Origin of the sequence: Kribbella capetownensis, assembly GCF_004331485.1 — a bacterium.
GTDB lineage: Bacteria > Actinomycetota > Actinomycetes > Propionibacteriales > Kribbellaceae > Kribbella > Kribbella capetownensis.
In genome coordinates, this window is record NZ_SJKD01000001.1 from 1,529,443 (window position 1) to 1,547,644 (window position 18,202).

The following is an 18,202-nucleotide window of genomic DNA, read 5'->3' on the forward strand; positions in this document are numbered from 1 at the left end:
AACAGGATCTGGAGACAGCGGACACGGCACGACCTGTTCACAGCCACCACAAGGTGTTCACGGCCGCGGGTCCTGGCCGAGTGCGCCTCCGTCCGATCGCTCAAGCCGAAGCCCACGACTCGTAAGAAGAAGCCGGCGAGCTGAGTTTCAGGAGAGCTGCCGCGGCCGCAGTCCGACCAGGATGACCCGCAGCCCCGAGGTGAAACGTGCCTCCGGCCCCGCCAGGTTCTCGCGGTTCAAGTACGCCGCGAGACTCGCCGCGCCCACGCCCAGCTGCTCGCCCGCCTCGGACGCCCAGTCCGGTTCGCTGAGGCCGCTGCGCCGTACGACGGCCGACCACGCGGCGTCCGTGACGGCGGACCCGATCAGGTAGTGGAAGATCGCCGACACGGCCGAGTCCAGATGAACACCCTTGAACCCGGCCGCCCGCAGGATCGCGAGCACCTGATCCGCCAGCGCCTGGTAGTTCGGCCCGAGCCCCGCATGCGACGCCAGCAGTTGCGGCGCCCAGGGATGAATCCACAGCGCCTCATACGCCGCTCGCACCACCACTGTCACCTGGTCGCGCCAGTCGCCGTCGCCGGGCGGGACCAGCGCGTCGCCCAGCACCTGGTCGACGGCGAGCTCGAGCAGGTCGTTCTTGTTGGCGATCCGCCAGTACAGCGCCGAGGTCGCGGCCGTGCCGACCTCCGCCGCCACCCGCCGCATCGAGAACAGGTCCAGCCCGTCCCGGTCCAGCACCTTGATCGACGTACGCACGATGTCGTCCCGGCTCAGCGGCGACTTGGTCGCGTCCGGCTCGGTCCGCAACCACACCGATCCGAGCACCGTCTTCTGATCTGCTTCGCGCACGAAAACAGTGTCTCACGGACTGACACGATGTTTTTGCGTTAGATCGCGATGAGATTCCTTGCGCGCGAGAACAGGTGAGGACCAGAATTCCGGGGTTCCCGGGGCCGCCCGGGGATGGCTCCGGGGGGAGCGACGACGAAGCCGCCGGTCGGTCCGGCCGCGGTCTCAGAGCATTGGGTGGGGAAGACTTGTGAACGACGCATCCTCGGACGCGCGCGTGAAATCGAAGAGCTCTCGAGTGGTTGCGCTGCTCGGTGGGGCAGGCGCCGTGGCGCTGGTCCTGGGTGGTGTGACGCTGGTCCTGGCTCCGTCCGCGTCGGCCAACGGCGACATTATCGACGGCACCCCGGCCTGCATCGACGTGATCCCGGACTCGACCGAGATCGCGTTCGACGGGGACGACGACACGCCGCCGGCTCCCGGCGAGAAGACCGTGGACGGCGTGACGGTGACCTGGACCGCGACCACGCTCCAGCAGGACGACCCGGAGCACCCCGGTGACCAGACCGGTGGCACGGTGGTCGACTTCACCGCGACGGGCGGCACGGTGCGCGGCGTACTTGTCAACGTCAAGACCGACGGCGCCGATCCAGCCAGCTTCGGATACGCGGCGGGCTTCTTCGACTACCGGCCGGCCGGAGTCACCTCCGGGACCGGCGTGCACGCGCCGGTTCGGTCGGCCACCGGAAAGTACTACACCATCGGTCACCTGCGCTTCTGCGTGGTGAAGACGACGACCACGCCGACGCCGCCGGTGACGCCGAGCGACACCCCGTCGCAGACGCCTAGCGAGACTCCTTCGGAAACCCCGAGCGAGACGCCGTCCGAGACTCCTTCTGAAACCCCGTCGGAGACCCCGTCCGAGACGCCGTCGGAAACTCCCTCCGAGACGCCGTCGGAAACTCCCTCCGAGACGCCGTCGGAGACCCCGAGCGAGACGCCGACCGCATCGCCGAGCGACACCCCGAGTACGACCCCGTCCGACAGCCCGAGCGCGACGCCGTCCGACTCGCCGTCGGTCGTGCCGACGGACAGCCCGACCAGCACCTCGACTTCGCCGGTCGCGGTTCCGACCGAGGTCGACGCCGGACAGTCCGGTGGGCTCAAGCTCACCTCGGCGATCACCGGTCATCAGAGCGCGTGGGGCCTCGGCCTGATCATGCTCGGTGGTGTGCTCGTGTTCGCCGGCATCCTGAAGTCACGGCAGAACCGCGGTCAGCACGCTGCCTGACATGTCCGCACAGCGTCGCCGCCCGGGTCGCGCTCGTTCGTCGTGGTGGACGATCGGGGCCTTGGCGGTCGGCGCTGTACTACTCCTGACCGGCGGCTACCTGCAGCTCAGGACCGACGACAGCGCTGATGCGCGCCCAACCGGTACGACGTCCGCCGTACCAACAAAGCCGTCGACGAAGGCCCCGACGCCGAAGGCGACCACACCGACGAGCACAGCGCCGAAGGGTACAGCACCGAAAACGACCTTGCCGCCCGAGGTCCGGAGCACCGCTCCGGCGCGGCCGGGCAACCCGGTGCGGGTCTCCGTCCCGAGTCTCGGGGTTTCCGCCCGCGTGCTGGGGATCCGCGCCCGCGGTGGTTCTCTCATTCCGCCGTCCAACCCGCAGTTGGTCGGCTGGTGGTCTGACGGCGCTCAACCCGGCGCGGCCAAGGGCTCGGCGATCATCACCGGCCACACCGTGCACGACGGCGGCGGCGCGTTCGACGACCTCGGCCGGTTGAAGGCCGGAGACGCGGTCAAGGTCACCACGGGCAAGGGGACACTCAACTACGTGGTCGCGTCGGTGAAAACCTATCGGAAGAAGGCACTCGCCGCGGCGGCCGCGCAGGTGTTCGACCAGGGTGTGCCGGGCCGGCTGGTTCTGGTCACCTGCGAGGACTGGGACGGTACGGCGTTCCTCAGCAATGCCGTGGTGATCGCGCATCAGAAGAAGTGATTGACCGGCGACCAAAGTCGGGACGGCCGGGACCTCGGTACGACGACGTGCCGCCGATCCCGCGACAACCTGAGCAGCATGACCACTCCCCGCATCAATCGTGCGCACTTCCTCGGCCTGCTCGCCGTCGCGGCGGCAGGTGTCTCCAGCACTCAGACCGCTTCAGCACTCAGACCCCGCAAGCTCGGGCTCAAAGGTGTTGCCTATGACACCGGGACCGGGTTCCTCGGCGACGACAGCCGTGCGCTCTGGCGGAACAGCATCATGCGTGGCGAGATCCACGCCGTCCGTCACCGGCTGCACGCGAACTGGGTCAGCATCTACGGCAGCGACGTACGCCGCCTCGTCGACACCGCCACCGCCGCGCTCGACGAAGGGCTGACCGTGTCGATCCAGCCGCGTTCGTTCGACGAACCGCAGGCCGACGAACTCGAGAAGCTGCGGCAGGTCGCGATCCAGGCGGAGCGGTTGCGCTGCCGCTACGACCAGGAGGTAGTCCTGGTGATCGGCTGCGAGTTCATGCTGTTCACTCCGGGGATCGTGCCGGGGGCAACCTTCTTCGAGCGGGTCGAGTACCTGACCAAGGGCGAGTTCGACCTGGCCGAGCTGCAGCGGAAGTTCCGCGCCTTCACCGCCCGGATGGTCAAGGTTGCCCGCAGCAACTTCAAGGGCAGGATCACGTACGGCGCCGCGTCGGACCTGGAGCAAGTGGACTGGTCGCTGTTCGACATCGTCGGGCTGGACTACTACTCGTATCACGCGAACCGCGCCGACCACACCAAGGAGCTGGCGCCGTTCCGCCGGTGGGGCAAGCCGATCATGATCCTGGAGTTCGGGTGCTGCACGTTCACCGGTGCGGCCGAGCTGGGCGGGATGGGCTGGGACATCGTCGACTACAGCGGCGACGTACCGGTCATCCCGCCGCAGTACGTCCGCGACGAGCAGGAACAGGCCGACCATCTGGTGACGATGCTCGACGTCTTCACCGCCGAAGGCTTCCTCGGTGCGTCGCCGTACACGTTCATCTCGCCCGATGCGCCGCACCGCCCGCACGACCGTCCCCACGACGAGGACATGGCTGCCTTCAGTCTCTGCAAGGTGATCCGGAAGGACTCCGACGACCCGGTATCGCCGTACCAGTGGCAGCCGAAGGAGTCCTTCCGGGCGGTCTCCCGCTTCTACCTAGTGCATTAGCCCGACCGCGGTGATGGTCGCGATCACGTCGGTGCGCCAGTGCCGGTAGCGGACCGGGTCCTCGGTGAAGTTCCGCTGGTCGCTGACCACGTCGTCGGCCGCGAGCAGCTTGGTGGCGTGCGCCTTCAGCGCCGGTGGCAGGTGGGGCTTCGCCGCCACGTCGTGCGACAGCACCCAGAGCAGGTTGTAGTCCTCCATGCCGTCGCGGAAGTTCTCCAGCCGGATCGAGGCCATCGGCCCGGTCGGACCCGGGTAGAACATCGACCCGTCACCCGCGGTGCCGTTGAACGTGGCCGCCTTCCACGCCGACAGGACCCCGTCGTTCACCAGCAACTGGTTGGCGTGGTCCGAACGGAGCCAACGGTTCGTCGCGTAGTACAGGACGCCCTCGACTCCGGACTTGTAGGACATCGGGCCCATCAGCGTGCGCGAGTCGATCGGCGGGTAGCCGTTGAACCAGTTCGGCAGCGGCGAACCGGTGGCGATGTCCGGGTACCACCAGGCCTGGTCGCCGCGGGCCCTGGTCCGCTCGGCCACCGTCTGGTTGTACAGGTCCTGCTGGGGCGCCCAGATGTCGACGAGGCCGGCCAGTCCGGTGTCGACACCCATCGAGTTGTCCCGCAGCGTGGTCATGATCGGCACGTCCGGGAAGGCGGCCTTCACCGCGGCGAACGTCTGCTTCGCGGCCTGCAGCAACGGCCCGTTGGCCTCGTCGAACCCGTAGACGTAGGCGTACTTGTCGACGCCGGCGGCGCGGTAGCTGTCCATTGCGGTCCGCAGCTGTGAGATCCAGGTGTCGATCTGCGCCTGCCAGGTCTCCGGCTTCGACGGGTTCAGCATTCCGGCCCACAGGTAGAAGGCGTTGAAGTCACGCAGTCCGTAGTGGTCGCGGATGTAGAGCACGTCCTCGACCGGGGTCGGCACGATCACCGGACCGGGGCTGGAGGGGATGCACGGACAGGTGTAGAGCTGGTCCGGCTCGATCTTGTAGTCGTTCAGGAACGACCAGTACGTGTGCTTGGTCGCTTCCTGCGCGGCGGGATCGGTGATCCCGTAGATGTCGTTCACGATCGCCGGCGTGAACTGGAACGTGGTGTTGAGCTTCGGCCGGTCCGGAATCGTCACCGGCCACACCGTCGCCGACACCGTCATCGTCCGGGTGTGCTTGCCGTCCGCGGAGAACGCGGCCTTCACCCGGTAGATGCCGGGCCGCGCGTTCGGCGAGGCCTTCAGCCGGATCCAGTACGGCTGCATCGTGTCGGCCGGGACGTCCACCGAGGACAGGTCGTCGCGGATCGGGTCCGGCGTCCATCCGGCGTACGTCGGACGGTGGTACTGGTTCGTCGGGGTGACGTTCAGCGATCCGACCGGCGCCACCGACGCGGTGAGGGCACCTGCGGGGCCGGACACCGAGGTCACCTTGGCCTGTACGTCGTTGAGTTGCTCGGCGAACGGCAGTACGACGGCCTGCACGTTCTCGTACTCACCACGGGTCAGGGACACCAGCGGCGACGGTCCGATCGAGCTGAACGGCAGGTCCTTCGGGTAGACCAGAGACATCGAGTCCGCCGACTCCAGTCCGAAGTCCGCATGCTTGTCGTGCGACCGCGCCTGGATGGTGTTCGCCAGTCGCGGCACCGATCGCTGCAACGCAGTCACGCCCGCGTTGAACGGCGCGTACTGCGCATACGTCATCGGTCCCGCGGACAGCGTCTGGCGCAACTCGGCGCACTGGGCTTCCGCGGCGGCGACCTGTGCCCGCAGCCGCTCATCGGCAGCCGCGTGGCCGAGTTGACGGTCCAGGGTGGCGATCTGAGCCGCCAGCTTGGTCAGTATGCCGTTGAAGTCCGTCAGCCGGAGCAGTTGCGCCGCCGCCTGGTCGCCGTACGCCGTCTTGTCGTACGGGTCGGTGTCGACGAGCCGGAAGGCGTCGTAGTGACCGACGACCGTCGTGCCGGCGCGGGGCATCGAGATGCCGATGTAGGCGATCCGGCTGATGTCGACGCCGGCGGCGGTGATCGCACTGAGCCGCAGGTCGACCGGAGTCCAGCTACGGGCATTGATCTTGTAGTCGACGCCGTAGGCCTTGTTGGCCTGGTCCCGGACGGTGATCCGGCCGACGACGGTGCGGTCCTGCTCGGTGAAGAAGTCGAACCCGAGCAGCGTGTGACCGGACCAGTCGCTGGCCGGCAGGCTCGGCGTACCGGCGTTGAGAGTGAGCCCCGACGAGGCCGTCGCTCCCGGCGTAGCGGCCGGCGCGATGCTGAACTTCACCCCGGAGGCGCCGTGCGTCGGATCGGCGGTCCGCTCGATCTTGTCGGCCTGCGGCAGGGTGACAGTCGCCCCCGTCAGGTCGGTCTCGGTCTCGAAATCCTGGAACACCCCGGCTGGTACGGCGGCCTGCGCCGTTCCGGCCTGGACCAGACTTCCGGCGACCAATACGGTTGCCGTCAGCAACAACCCGAACTTCCTCACGACCGGCCCCTCTCAGGTAGCCTCACGGTAGGTCGGTCGGATTACGGTCATGGCCATAATCCACCTGGTTGCTCACCGTAGGAGCGAGGATGCCGACTGTCAAGGCTTGCTGCCCTGCATCGAAAGGCCTGGCCGGCAGGCACGATCGGACCGTGGTCTTGTGACTGTTACCGGCGTGCGCGATAGTTGCAGAAGCGGGCTATTCGCGATCGTTCACGTGGAGGCGTCGTGGGACTGCCGGATGATGCCGCGGAAGCGCGGGCAGCGGGCTGGCGAACTCTGGCCGCTCTGCACGCCCGGATCGAGGACGAGCTGGAGCGTGCCCTGCAGAAGCAGCACGGCCTGTCCGTCAGCGAGTACAGCGTGCTCGACGTGCTGGCGCGGCAGGACGACTACCACCTGCGGATGAACCAGCTGTCCAACGCGGTCGTGCTGAGTCAGTCGGCCACGACTCGGCTGGTCAACCGTCTGGAGGACCGCAAGTTCCTACAGCGGTACCTGTGTCCGACCGACCGCCGCGGCATCTACACCGAGGTCACCCAGGCCGGTCGCGACCTGCGTGACCAGGCTCAGCCGACGCATGACGCCGTACTGACTGCTGCTCTGGAGAAGGCTGCTGGACTGCCCGAGCTGGCTCCACTGGTCGGTGCTCTGGACAGGCTGGCGATGAAGGTCTGACATGGCCCGCAAGTACGACAACCGCAAGCTCTACTACTGGCTGATGGGCAGCTGTCTGGTGCTGATCGGGCTGGCGTGGTTCGTCGTGCGGTTGTTCTCGATCCCCGTCGCGATCGGGATGAGTGCGGTCGCCGCCGTACTGCCGCCGATCGCTGTCATCGTCGCGAACTGGGGTCAGGACTGATCCCCGGGGTGGGATCGAGGTAGAGGTGCCGGACCATCGGGTAATGCTGGCGTACCTCGAGGTCGACCCGCTCGGCGAGCTGTTCGATCGCAGCGCCGGTGGTCTGCATGTCGGCCAGGTCGACAGTCGCCACCACCAGGACTTGGTCCGGAGCGAGCCGGAGACTGAGCAGTTCGAGGACGCTCTCGATGCCTGCAGTGCCGTTGATGATCGCGCGGATCCGTTGCTGTACGTCGTCCGGCAGTGCCCGGCCGATCAGCATCGCCTTGTTGTCGCGGCCGAGTGTGAACGCGACGACGATCAGCAGTACGCCGATGCCGATCGACGCGGCTCCGTCCCACAGGTGCTGTCCGGTGACGACCGCTAGCGTCACACCGACGGCCGCGATCAACAGTCCGATCAGGGCGGCGGTGTCTTCGAACGCTACGGTCTTGACGGCCGGTTCGGCGTTTCTGAGGTGTTCCAGCGGCGGTACGCCTTTCTTGCGAGCCTCGCGTCGTACCTGCCTGACCGCGCGGAGCCATGAGGTGCCTTCGAAGATCGCTGAGACTGCCAGGACCGTGTAGATCAGCCCAAGTGACGCGATCGGCTCCGGGTCGATGAGTGAGCGCAGGCCTTCGGCGATCGAGAAGCCCGCACCGAGCACCAGGATGCCCACCGCGGCCAGCAGGGACCAGAAGTAGCGCTCCATGCCGTAGCCGAACGGGTGGCGTGCATCGGCGGGCTTCCGGCTGCGGTGGAGTGCCGTCAGCAGGAACGCCTGGTTCATGGTGTCCGCGATGGAGTGCGCTGCCTCGGCGAGCAGTGCGGTCGAGCCGGAGAGCAGGCCGGCGACGACCTTGGCGATCGCGATCGCCAGATTCGCCGCTCCGGCCAGCAGTACGGTTCCGACGGATTCCTCTGCCATCCACCTCGCGTGCCCGCGGGGTGGATGGGTCAAACCGAGCCGGTGCTTCGCGGCATGTGGCATGCTCCGGGCTGTGGCGGCGATGGGTGCGGGACGGTTGCTCGGGACGAACCTGCGGATGCGGCGGGACGAGCAGGGCATCTCGCTGTCCGAGCTGGCCCGGCGGTCCGGGATCGCGAAGGGGACGCTCTCGCAACTGGAGTCGGGGGCGGGCAACCCGACGATCGAGACAGTGTTCAGTCTGTCGAACGCTCTGGGTGTCCCGGTGTCGGCGCTGCTGAGTGAGTCGCCGAGCGCGGAGCTGGTCCTCGTACGGTCGGCGGACATCGACGTACTGTCCGGTGAAGCGATCGATCTGCGGATGCTGCGGAGGCTGGAGACGCCGGGTGGGTTGTTCGAGGTCTACAACCAGGAGGTCCGGCCGGACGCCGTACAGCAGTCGGACGGGCATCCAGGGACCGAGCATCACATCGTCCTGACTGGCAGGCTACGGATCACGGCGCGTGGCAGGACTGAGGAGTTGGGGCCTGGGGACTACCTGGCGTTCCGGGCCGGCGGGCCGCACGGGTACGAGGCGGTGGACGGTCTGGTGCGGTCGGTGCTGCTGCTGGAGTACGCGCCGGATGCGTACCCGAGCACGCCGGGCAGCCCGCATGTGCCTGGGTAGTGCCGGAAGAGTGCGTCTTGAGTGCATGGTGAGTGCATTGACCGTTCTGAGGGTCGGCGCGTAGTCTCGGTTTCGTTCATTTTAGTGAACGGAGAGTCTGATGCCTGGTTCCGCGACACCCGACGTGGTGGTCGTCGGCGCGGGCATGGTCGGCGCGGCCTGTGCCGAGGCGCTCTCCGCCGCAGGTGTGCGGGTGCTGGTGATCGATCGCGACGGGCCGGCGGCCGGGACGACGGCCTCCGGCGAGGGCAACGTGCTCGTCTCGGACAAGGAGCCCGGGCCGGAGCTCGAGTTGGCGATCGCCTCGCGGGCCGAGTGGGACGTCGTACTGTCCCGGCTCCCGGAGCGGGTCGCCGACGTCGAGTGGGAGACCAAGGGCGGGGTCGTGGTGGCGACGACCGATCCCGAGCCGCTGAGGGCGTTCGCGGCCAAGCAGCGGGCGGCCGGGGTGGATGCTCGCGTGATTACGCCGGCGGAGGCCTTTGAGCTCGAGCCCTTGCTGACTCCTCGCGTGACAGTCGGGGTGCACTACCCGGACGATGCGCAGGTGCAACCGGTGCTCGCGGCAACGGCTTTGCTCGCCGCAGTCCGGGATCGTGGTGGTGAGGTGCGCTCGGGGGTGGCGGCGCGGGCGGTCCGGCGTTCCGCGCAGGGACGGGTTGTCGGGGTCGAGACCGATGACGGTGTGATCGCGTGTGGCGCCGTACTCAATGCTTGCGGCCCGTGGGCGGGGTCGTTCAGTGCTGACGCGGGGGCACCGATTCAGGTGCTGCCTCGGCGCGGGATGATCCTGGTGACGGCGCCCCTGCCGGAATGCGTACGGCACAAGGTGTACGACGCGGACTACGTCGGTGCGGTCGGGAGTGGGGACGCCGAGCTGCAGACGTCGACCGTCGTGGAGTCGACGCGGTCCGGGACTGTTCTGATCGGCTCGAGTCGTGAACGGATCGGGTTCGACGACTCGGTCCGCGTGAAGGTGCTGCGTGAGCTCGCTGCGAAGACGGTTGGGCTGTTTCCCTTCCTGGGCGATGTGCCGGTGATGCGGGCATACGGCGGCTTCCGTCCTTATGCGCCGGATCATCTGCCGGTGATCGGGCCGGACCCGCGTACGCCGGGTCTGTGGCATGCGACTGGTCACGAAGGTGCGGGCATCGGGCTCGCGCCGTCGACCGGCCGGTTGATCACCGAGCTGTTCCTCGGTTTGGCTCCGCATGTGGACCCCGATCCGTTCCGCGTCGACCGTCCGGCGGTGCTCGCCTCATGACTGCCTACCTCCGCCCCCGCGAAGGCGACCCCGCCCGAGTCGGTCCGCCGACGCCCGTCAACATCACCGTGGACGGCGAACCGGTCACCGCCCTAGCCGGCCAAACAGTCGCCGCCGCTCTGCTCGCCACCGGCCGAGACACCTGGCGAACCACCCGTGTCGCCTCACGCCCCCGCGGCGTCTTCTGCGGCATCGGCGCCTGCCAAGACTGCCTCGTCATAGTCAACGGCACTCCCGACATCCGAGCCTGCCAACGCACAGTCGAGCCCGGAGACGCCATCGCAACCCAGACAGGCGCCGTCCTACCCGCAGACGGGCAGAGAGACGACGAAGCCGCACCCGAGCTGAAGGCACGGGGCGAGACGTCAGCCACCTCCGACGCGGAGCCTCGGGGATGGACGGGCGGGGCGTCCGCCATCCCCGACCTGCAGCCTTCGGCGGATCTGGCCCCGGCGCCGCCCCGTCCCACTTCCACCTCGAATGTCCCGCGGGTGACTGACGTGGTTGTGGTGGGGGCTGGGCCAGCGGGGATCGCCGCAGCTTTGGCGGCTGCGGATGGTGGAGCGTCGGTGGTTTTGATTGACACCGGGCGGAGTGTGGGCGGTCAGTTCAACCGGCAACTGCCTGCGGAATTCATGGCTCGGCGGGCGGGACGACTGCAGCACGGCTGGAAAGGATTCGTCGCGCAGCGGGATCGGCTAGCGGCGCATGAGCGGATCACACATCTCGCGGAGACCTCCGTGTGGGCAATGGAAGGCCTCCGGCTCTGGGTGCAACGAGGACCAGCAGACAGCGTCGGACGGGAGATCTTCGCAGTTGACGCCAAGGCAATCGTCCTAGCCACAGGAGCATACGATCGCGTACTGCCCTTCCCTGGTTGGGATCTGCCAGGCGTCTACAGCGCCGGCGCCGCCCAAGCACTGGCCAAAGGACAACGCATCTCCGTCGGCAAACGCGTACTCGTCGCAGGCACCGGCCCGTTCCTCCTACCGGTCGCAGAGTCCCTCATCGGAGTAGGCGCCGAGGTAGTCGAGCTGCTCGAAGCCAACACCCTGCGAACCGTCCGCCGAGGTTGGCTCACCAACCCACTAGTTGCCTCCAGCAAATTCCGAGAGGCCCTCGGGTACGGCGCCCTGCTGGCGAAGCACCGCATTCCGCTCCGACACGGCTGGACCGTCGTCGCTGCAGACGGAACCGACCACGTCGAAGCCGTCACCGTCGTACGGCTGGACGACTCATGGCACCCGATCGCGGGCTCCGAGCGACGCATCGAGGTCGACGCCGTCTGTCTCGGCTTCGGCTTCACCGCTCAACTCGAGCTCGCTGTCTCCGCCCGCTGCAACCTCACGACCGGTCCCGACGGTGGCCCGGCAGTCGTCGTCGACCCCCACCAAGAAACCACCACTCCGGGTGTGTTCGCAGCCGGCGAGCTCACCGGAATCGGCGGCGCAGACCTAGCAGCCGCCGAAGGCCGATTAGCCGGCGCCTCCGCCGCCTATCACGCGGGAGGTGGCGAGCCAGGACCATCTGGTCCTGGGGCAGTCGCAAACCGCGTAGACCAGGCGGAGGCGCGGGAGGCCGGGGTGCGGGGGCGACGGTTTGCGGAGGTGTTGGCGCGGGCTTATCCGGTGCGGGACGGGTGGCGAGCGTGGAGTACGGCCGAGACCGTGGTGTGCCGGTGTGAGGAAGTCACGCGCGGAGAGATCGAAGCGGCTGTGGCAGGACGTGGTGTGCAGGACGGTCGGGCGCTGAAGCTCAGCAGCCGGGCCGGACTGGGGATGTGTCAGGGACGGGTCTGTTCGCGGACCGTCGGTGCGCTGGTTGGTGCACCGGAATCATCGATGAAACGACCGATCGCCGTGCCGGTGAGGCTGCGGGATCTGGCAGAGGCTCAGGAGGATCTGTGACCGAGAAGTTGGAAGGCGTGATCGTTGCGACCGCGTTGCCGTACGCCGAGGACGCGTCGGCGCCGGCAGGTTTGCGTCCGGACCTGGACAAGTACGCCGAGCACTGCCGGTGGCTGGTCGACAACGGCTGCCGTGGGGTAGGCCCGAACGGCTCCCTCGGCGAGTACTCGTCGCTGACCGATGACGAGCGCCGAGCCGTCGCCCGCACCGCAATCGAGGCCGTCGGCAACGATGGCATCGTGGTGGTCGGCGTGCACGGCGTCGGTGCACACCAGGCCCGCGGCTGGGCTGAGAAGGCGGCCGAGGACGGTGCAACCGGCGTACTCTGCCTGCCGCCGACCATGTACCGCGCAAACCGCGGCGAGGTGATCCACCACTTCACCGAGGTCGCCAAGGCCGGCCTGCCGGTGATGGTCTACAACAACCCGCACGACACCAAGGTCGATCTGACCCCGGACCTGCTGGGCGAGATCGCGCAGATCGAGAACATCGTCGCGGTCAAGGAGTTCTCCGGCGACGTCCGCCGGATCCTCGAGATCCGTGAGCTCGCCCCGGACCTGGCCGTCATCGCCGGCGCCGACGACCTGACTCTCGAGGCTCTGCTGATGGGTGCGACCGGCTGGTTCGCCGGCTTCCCGAACGTGTTCCCGAAGGAATCGGTCCGCTTGTTCGACCTCGCCGTCCAAGGCAAGCTGGAAGAGGCGCGGGCGTTGTACGAGCCGCTGGTCGCCGCGTTCCGGTGGGATTCGCGGACCGAGTTCGTCCAGGCGATCAAGTACGGCATGGACTACGTCGGCCGGTACGGCGGTCCGTGCCGCCCACCGCGTGGACCCCTGGTGCCCGAGCACCTCGCCCAACTGGAGCAGGACATGAAGAAGGCAGTGGAGTCGCTGCGATGAGGTCCATCCGGACCATCAGCGCGATCGACTCGCACACCGAGGGGATGCCGACCCGCGTCGTCACCGGCGGGGTCGGCGTCGTCCCCGGTGCGACGATGGCCGAGCGGCGCGAGTACTTCATCAAGCACCTGGACGACCTGCGGTTGTTCCTGATGAACGAGCCGCGCGGACATTCGGCGATGAGCGGCGCGATCCTGCAGCCGCCGACCCGGTCCGACGCCGACTGGGGCGTGCTGTACATCGAGGTGTCCGGCCTGCTGCCGATGTGCGGGCACGGCACCATCGGCGTCGCCACCGTGCTGGTCGAGTCCGGCATGGTCGAGGTGACCGAGCCGATCACCAAGGTCCGCCTCGACACCCCGGCCGGCCTGGTCGTCGTCGACGTTGCCGTCAGCAACGGACGGGCCGAGCACGTCACGTTGCGCAATGTTCCGTCGTACAGCCATGCACTGGACGCGACGGTGGACGTTCCGGGACTCGGGAAGCTGACCTACGACCTCGCGTACGGCGGCAACTTCTACGCGATCCTGCCGTTGGAGCAGCTCGGCCTCCCGTTCGACCGGGCCGAGAAGGACCGGATCCTGCAGGCCGGGCTGGACATCATGGACGCGATCAACGCGACCGACCGGCCCGTGCATCCGCTCGATCCGGGGATCAACGGGTGTAAGCACGTGCAGTTCACCGCGCCCGGTCTCGACGGTGCGGATTCGCGGAACGCGATGGCGATCCATCCGGGGTGGTTCGACCGGTCCCCGTGTGGGACGGGTACGTCGGCCCGGATGGCGCAACTGCATGCCCGCGGAGAGCTCGCCCTCAACACCGACTTCGTGAACGAGTCGTTCATCGGCACCCGCTTCACCGGGCGCCTGATCGAGCAAACCACGGTCGGTCCACACCCGGGCGTCGTACCAACCGTCACCGGCCGAGCCTGGATCACCGGAACCGCCAACTACCTCCTCGACCCCGACGACCCGTTCCCCGCCGGCTTCGTCCTCTAGCCCGGCGATCGCCCGCACACCCGGTCCGGCAGTCACCTGCACGCCGGGTCCGGGTTGTCTGTCGGTCGGTCGTGGGGCGGCGGTCGCCTGGCTAGTTGAGGTGGTTCTGCCAGTCGGGCGGGACGTTGCCGCCCGGCGCCGGCTGGTCGACCGGGTGGGACTCCGGCGGAGCGAGCGCAGGACCCTCGTAGTACTGCGACTCGCCGTAGTGCCAGAACCAGTCCTCGCCCGGCTCGAAGCTGCGCACGATCTGATGCCCGGTCGTGGACGCGTGAGCCGACGCGTGCTGCTCGGGGGAGGAGTCACAGCATCCGATATGCCCGCACTGCGCGCACCGGCGCAGATGGAACCACCAGCCGCCGGCCGCCAGGCACTCCGCGCACCCGGTCCCGCTCGGCGGAACCGTGCTGTCGATTCCCGGTGTCCCAGAACTCTCCGTCATACCGCACATCCTCGCCTGCCCACCGCCCCCAAACAAGCAGCCCAGGTACGCGCGAGCGCCCGCCGGTTGTGGCTCGTCCTACTCGGGCCAGTCGGAGTTCTTGATCACGTCGACGAAGTTGCCGCGGTGGAAACCGGGGACGAAATGCTCAAGGACATCGGCCTTCACGTTCCCGAAGGTCGTCTCCGGCCGGTCCTTGATGCCCTCGGTGAACGCGGCCAGGATCCGGTTCTTGAAGTCCGGCCGCGGATGCGCCGCGACCACGGCGGCCCGCTGCTCGTCGGTGACCGCTCGATAACCGATGCCGAGGACGTCCAGTTCTACCCCGCGAGTGACGAGCGCGATCTCGGCCGCCATGTGCAACGGGATCTCCGGGGTCGTGTGCAGAGCGATGCCGGTCCAGACCCGATCGGCCGGCTCCCCGGTCACACCGTGCGCGTGCAGGAAGCGGCGCGCTTCGTCGGCGCCGTCGATCTCGAACCGCTGGTCGGTACGACGGAACTCGCCGGTCAGACCGAGGTCGTGGAACATCGCGCCGACGTACAGCAACTCCGGATCGAACTCGAGGCCCTGCTCCCGGCCGCGCAACGCACCGAACAGGAAGACCCGGCGCGAATGATCGAACAGCAGCGGCGGCGCCACCTCACGCACCAGTTCGGTCGCCTCGCGGGCCAGGGCGCTGTCCGGGATCCGTACCCCGGCGATCTCTTCACTCATCGTCGTTCTGCCTTCCTGGTGTGGCCTCGTCTCTGTGCATCCAGATTCGCCGGAGTGGCTACGCTGGTGCCATGTCCAGAACGCCACATGAACCACAGATTCGGACAGGCCGGATCGCCCTCGTGGTGTTCGACGGCGTGACCCTCCTCGACGTCAGCGGCCCTCTCGAGGTCCTTCACCAGGCGAACCGCAACGGCGCCCGGTACGAGTCGACCCTCGTCTCGCCGGCCGGCGGAGACATTGCGACGTCCTCCGGCCCGACCCTCGCCGGCACCACGGCAGCAGCCGGGGCAGGTCCCTTCGACACGGTGATGGTCGCGGGAGCCGACCACCTGGTCGATCGAGTGCCCGACGACCTCCTCGCCGCCGTCCGCGCTCTAGCGGACCAGGCCGGCCGGGTGGCGTCTGTCTGCACGGGTGCCTTCGTCCTCGCAGCACTTGGGCTCCTGGACGGCCGGAGCGCCACGACCCACTGGCGACATGCCCAGACCCTCGCCCGCCGGTATCCGTCCGTGCGTGTCGAACCGGACGCGCTACACATCCACGACGACCGGTACGTGACCTCGGCCGGCATCAGCGCCGGAATCGACCTGACCCTCGCCCTCGTCGAGGCGGACCATGGCGCACAGGTCGCTCGCGAGATCGCCCGGGAGCTGGTCGTCTTCATGCAACGACCCGGCGGTCAATCCCAGTTCTCCACGGCGATCGCCACCCCACCGCCTCGCAGCGACCCACTCCGAGCAGTGACCGAAGCCGTGGTCGCCGACCCCGCCGCTGACCACAGCCTGTCCGCACTGGCTGCGTCCGCTGCCATCAGTGCGCGACACCTCGCTCGCCTGTTCCGCACCGAGTTCCACACCACGCCGGCCCGCTGGGTCGAACGTGTACGCCTCGATCGCGCCCAGCAACTCCTCCTCGACGGCCACAGCATCACCTCAGCCGCCCGGCTCAGTGGCCTCGGCAGTGACGAAACCCTCCGCCGGGCCTTCGCCAGACACCTGGGCACCACCCCGACCGAATACCTCCGCCGCTTCCGCGCTGCGGGCTGACCTCAGAGTCAAGAAGAGGACATAACCTGTCCGCTTCCTGCTGCACACTCGGAGACATGACGCAGACAACGCAGCAGCTCCCCGGTGGCAAGTCGACGATCACGCCGTACGTCGTGGTGAAGGGCGCCGCTCGCTTCCTCGACTTCGTCGAGCACACCTTCGAGGTCCGCACCAGCCTTCGCGTCCCCAACCCGGACGGCACCATTGGCCACGCCGAAGTGACCGTAGGCCACTCGGTTCTCATGACCTTCGACGCGGCTCCGGACTGGCAGGACACGCCCACCTTCCTGAGCGTGTACGTCGATGACGTCGACAAGACCTACGTCCGCGCCCTCGACGCCGGCGCAACCGTCGTCACCCCGCTGATGTACTCCGGCATCACCGGCGACCGCGGCTGCCGAGTCAAAGACCCTTTCGGCAACATCTGGTGGCTCCAAACCCACCTCCAAGACGTGGACCCCGCCACCCTCCCCGACCTCTTCGCCAACCCAACCGAACAAGCCACCATCCGCGAAGCCCAACAATCCTTCGCCACAGAAATGCAGACCAGAACCACCAGCCAGTGAGCTTCAGCGGTTGGTTTGGGTGGTGATGTGTTCGAAGAGGCCTGGGTGGATTTGGGTGCGTACGCCGTTCGCCCAGGGTTCGTCCAGGTCGGTGATGTCGAGGGCGGCGACGTTGTTCAGGAGCATGCCGTAGGCGAGGAACGACTTCACTGTGACTGGGTCCAGGCCGGTGGTGTCGGCAACCGTGTCCCACATGTGGGCGAGGCAGGCTCGGACGAGGTCGCGGACGTCGGGGTCTCCGCAGGCGGCGAAGCCTTGGAGTTGGAGCAGGAGGGTGGTGCGGTCGGCGAGCAGTTCGTAGTACTGCGAACCCATCAGCGTCAGCGCATCAAGGCCTTGCTTGCCCTCGGCGGCTTGGGACATGCCGTCGCTGAAGCGGTCGAAGGCTGCGCCGACCAGCTCCAGGAACAGCGCCTTCTTGGTCCCGAACATCCGGAACACGTACGCCTGCGTGATGCCGGCCTCGCGGGCGATCGCCTCGATCGACGCACCGTGCAGTCCATGATCCGCGAACTCGCGACCGGCGATCCCCAACAACTGGGATCGCCGTTCCGAGCCCCTCATCCGCGCAGCCATGATGACTAGGTTACTAGTTACTAACTACTAACTTGTACGGTGGTGAGGTGGACACTGACACCTGGGCTGGTTTGGTCGACCAATTCGCCGATGGGGCGTACGCCACGGTGAAGGGGCGAGTGCGCACGTACGTGATGCACCAGCAGTTGCTGGAGCATCTGCCACCGCCGCCCGCGTCTGTGCTCGACGTCGGAGCCGGCGCGGGCCATCAGTCGTTCCCGTTGGCGCAAGCCGGGTACGACGTGACGTTGCTCGATCCGTCACCCGCGATGCTGGACAAGGCGCGGCAGCGACTCGAGCGACTGCCCGCTGAGGCCCAGCGGCGAGTGACGTTCGTGGAGGCCGATGGCGCGAACGCCGTCGAAGCGGTCAACGGCCGGCGCTTCGACGCTGTGCTGTGCCATGGAGTGCTCGGATACCTCGAGCACCAGGAGCCGGTGCTCGACCAGCTGTGCCTGTGCGCTGCCCCCGGCGGCCTGGTCTCGATCATGGCGGGCAGCGCCAACACGTCCGCGGTGCGCCCGGCCATGGAACGGCGCTGGGACGACGCCCTCGCAGCATTCGACGCCACGGAAGAGATAGGAGTACTCGGCCTGCTGACCCGAGCCCACACGGTCGAGCAACTCACAGACCTCCTGCGAAGCCGCGACGTCGAGGCCTTCCGCTGGTACGGCGTATGGCACTTCGTCGACTGGCTGGATCTCGCCGGAGCCGACCTCGACCCCACCGACACAAAACAACTACAAGCAACAGCCGCAGTAGAACTAGAAGCCAGCCGCCGAGACCCCTACCGCCAACTCAGCCGAATCTTCCACCTCACAGGCCGCAAAGGCCCCACCTGACGGAGACCGTCGGCCGGAGCGCGCGTAGCTGACGTG

Annotated in this window: 19 protein-coding genes; 13 read left to right on the forward strand and 6 right to left on the reverse strand. The window is 67.8% G+C overall.

Features of this window, described 5'->3' with window-relative positions:
* Positions 1–147: 147 nt before the first annotated feature.
* Positions 148–852 (reverse strand): TetR/AcrR family transcriptional regulator, encoded by a 705-nt coding sequence (locus tag E0H75_RS07570; protein ID WP_131512456.1) that lies wholly within the window; start codon positions 850–852, stop codon positions 148–150.
* Between the two features lie 217 nt (positions 853–1,069).
* Between E0H75_RS07570 and E0H75_RS07575 the strand changes: the two genes are divergently transcribed.
* From E0H75_RS07575 to E0H75_RS07585, 3 genes are all read left to right on the forward strand, one after another.
* A complete protein-coding gene (locus tag E0H75_RS07575; protein ID WP_238162883.1) occupies positions 1,070–2,083 on the forward strand; it encodes a superantigen-like protein SSL4 in 1,014 nt (337 codons plus the stop codon).
* A gap of 1 nt (position 2,084) precedes the next feature.
* The gene (locus E0H75_RS07580; RefSeq protein WP_131512458.1) at positions 2,085–2,801 is read left to right on the forward strand and encodes a sortase domain-containing protein; all 717 of its coding nucleotides are present in this window, start codon (positions 2,085–2,087) and stop codon (positions 2,799–2,801) included.
* 78 nt (positions 2,802–2,879) lie between these two features.
* On the forward strand, positions 2,880–3,995 hold the full coding sequence (locus tag E0H75_RS07585) for an abortive phage infection protein (protein ID WP_131512459.1): 1,116 nt from the start codon (positions 2,880–2,882) through the stop codon (positions 3,993–3,995).
* On the opposite strand, the gene E0H75_RS07590 is transcribed toward E0H75_RS07585, so the two are convergent.
* Positions 3,984–6,470, reverse strand: a complete 2,487-nt coding sequence (locus E0H75_RS07590; protein WP_131512460.1) for a DUF4091 domain-containing protein — start codon at positions 6,468–6,470, stop codon at positions 3,984–3,986. The two genes, E0H75_RS07585 and E0H75_RS07590, sit on opposite strands and share 12 nt — an antisense overlap.
* Before the next feature lie 228 nt (positions 6,471–6,698).
* Between E0H75_RS07590 and E0H75_RS07595 the strand changes: the two genes are divergently transcribed.
* Both E0H75_RS07595 and E0H75_RS07600 read left to right on the forward strand, forming a co-directional pair.
* Positions 6,699–7,148 carry a MarR family winged helix-turn-helix transcriptional regulator gene (locus E0H75_RS07595; protein WP_131512461.1) on the forward strand — a complete coding sequence of 150 codons (450 nt, stop codon included), beginning with the start codon at positions 6,699–6,701 and terminating at the stop codon, positions 7,146–7,148.
* Position 7,149: 1 nt separating this feature from the next.
* Positions 7,150–7,332 (forward strand): DUF3099 domain-containing protein, encoded by a 183-nt coding sequence (locus E0H75_RS07600; protein ID WP_131359803.1) that lies wholly within the window; start codon positions 7,150–7,152, stop codon positions 7,330–7,332.
* Here E0H75_RS07600 and E0H75_RS07605 read toward each other — a convergent pair.
* Positions 7,304–8,239, reverse strand: a complete 936-nt coding sequence (locus E0H75_RS07605) for a cation diffusion facilitator family transporter (protein WP_131512462.1) — start codon at positions 8,237–8,239, stop codon at positions 7,304–7,306. The two genes, E0H75_RS07600 and E0H75_RS07605, sit on opposite strands and share 29 nt — an antisense overlap.
* 61 nt (positions 8,240–8,300) lie before the next feature.
* Here E0H75_RS07605 and E0H75_RS07610 point away from each other — a divergent pair, with 61 nt between their 5' ends.
* The 5 genes from E0H75_RS07610 to E0H75_RS07635 all read left to right on the forward strand — a co-directional run bounded on the left by E0H75_RS07610 (position 8,301) and on the right by E0H75_RS07635 (position 13,974).
* On the forward strand, positions 8,301–8,906 hold the full coding sequence (locus E0H75_RS07610) for a helix-turn-helix domain-containing protein (RefSeq protein WP_131512463.1): 606 nt from the start codon (positions 8,301–8,303) through the stop codon (positions 8,904–8,906).
* Positions 8,907–9,006: 100 nt separating this feature from the next.
* Positions 9,007–10,170, forward strand: coding sequence for an NAD(P)/FAD-dependent oxidoreductase (locus E0H75_RS07615; protein ID WP_131512464.1), 1,164 nt, complete (start codon positions 9,007–9,009; stop codon positions 10,168–10,170).
* Positions 10,167–12,077 (forward strand): FAD-dependent oxidoreductase, encoded by a 1,911-nt coding sequence (locus E0H75_RS07625; protein WP_238162884.1) that lies wholly within the window; start codon positions 10,167–10,169, stop codon positions 12,075–12,077. Before E0H75_RS07615 ends, E0H75_RS07625 begins: the two co-directional genes overlap by 4 nt.
* Complete coding sequence (locus E0H75_RS07630; protein WP_131512465.1) at positions 12,074–12,976, forward strand: dihydrodipicolinate synthase family protein; 903 nt, start codon at positions 12,074–12,076, stop codon at positions 12,974–12,976. Before E0H75_RS07625 ends, E0H75_RS07630 begins: the two co-directional genes overlap by 4 nt.
* On the forward strand, positions 12,973–13,974 hold the full coding sequence (locus tag E0H75_RS07635) for a proline racemase family protein (protein ID WP_131512466.1): 1,002 nt from the start codon (positions 12,973–12,975) through the stop codon (positions 13,972–13,974). Before E0H75_RS07630 ends, E0H75_RS07635 begins: the two co-directional genes overlap by 4 nt.
* 91 nt (positions 13,975–14,065) lie before the next feature.
* Here E0H75_RS07635 and E0H75_RS07640 read toward each other — a convergent pair whose 3' ends face one another.
* Together E0H75_RS07640 and E0H75_RS07645 are read right to left on the reverse strand one after the other, a co-directional pair.
* Positions 14,066–14,416 (reverse strand): UBP-type zinc finger domain-containing protein, encoded by a 351-nt coding sequence (locus tag E0H75_RS07640; RefSeq protein ID WP_131512467.1) that lies wholly within the window; start codon positions 14,414–14,416, stop codon positions 14,066–14,068.
* Between the two features lie 78 nt (positions 14,417–14,494).
* Positions 14,495–15,133, reverse strand: a complete 639-nt coding sequence (locus tag E0H75_RS07645) for an HD domain-containing protein (protein WP_131512468.1) — start codon at positions 15,131–15,133, stop codon at positions 14,495–14,497.
* 71 nt (positions 15,134–15,204) lie between these two features.
* Between E0H75_RS07645 and E0H75_RS07650 the strand changes: the two genes are divergently transcribed.
* Positions 15,205–16,182: a GlxA family transcriptional regulator gene (locus E0H75_RS07650; RefSeq protein WP_131512469.1), complete on the forward strand. Its 978-nt coding sequence runs from the start codon at positions 15,205–15,207 to the stop codon at positions 16,180–16,182.
* A gap of 56 nt (positions 16,183–16,238) precedes the next feature.
* Positions 16,239–16,748: a VOC family protein gene (locus E0H75_RS07655; RefSeq protein ID WP_131512470.1), complete on the forward strand. Its 510-nt coding sequence runs from the start codon at positions 16,239–16,241 to the stop codon at positions 16,746–16,748.
* Positions 16,749–16,751: 3 nt separating this feature from the next.
* Here E0H75_RS07655 and E0H75_RS07660 read toward each other — a convergent pair whose 3' ends face one another.
* The gene (locus E0H75_RS07660; RefSeq protein ID WP_202872855.1) at positions 16,752–17,324 is read right to left on the reverse strand and encodes a TetR/AcrR family transcriptional regulator; all 573 of its coding nucleotides are present in this window, start codon (positions 17,322–17,324) and stop codon (positions 16,752–16,754) included.
* A gap of 47 nt (positions 17,325–17,371) precedes the next feature.
* Between E0H75_RS07660 and E0H75_RS07665 the strand changes: the two genes are divergently transcribed.
* Positions 17,372–18,166 (forward strand): class I SAM-dependent methyltransferase, encoded by a 795-nt coding sequence (locus tag E0H75_RS07665; protein WP_131512471.1) that lies wholly within the window; start codon positions 17,372–17,374, stop codon positions 18,164–18,166.
* Positions 18,167–18,202 lie beyond the last annotated feature (36 nt).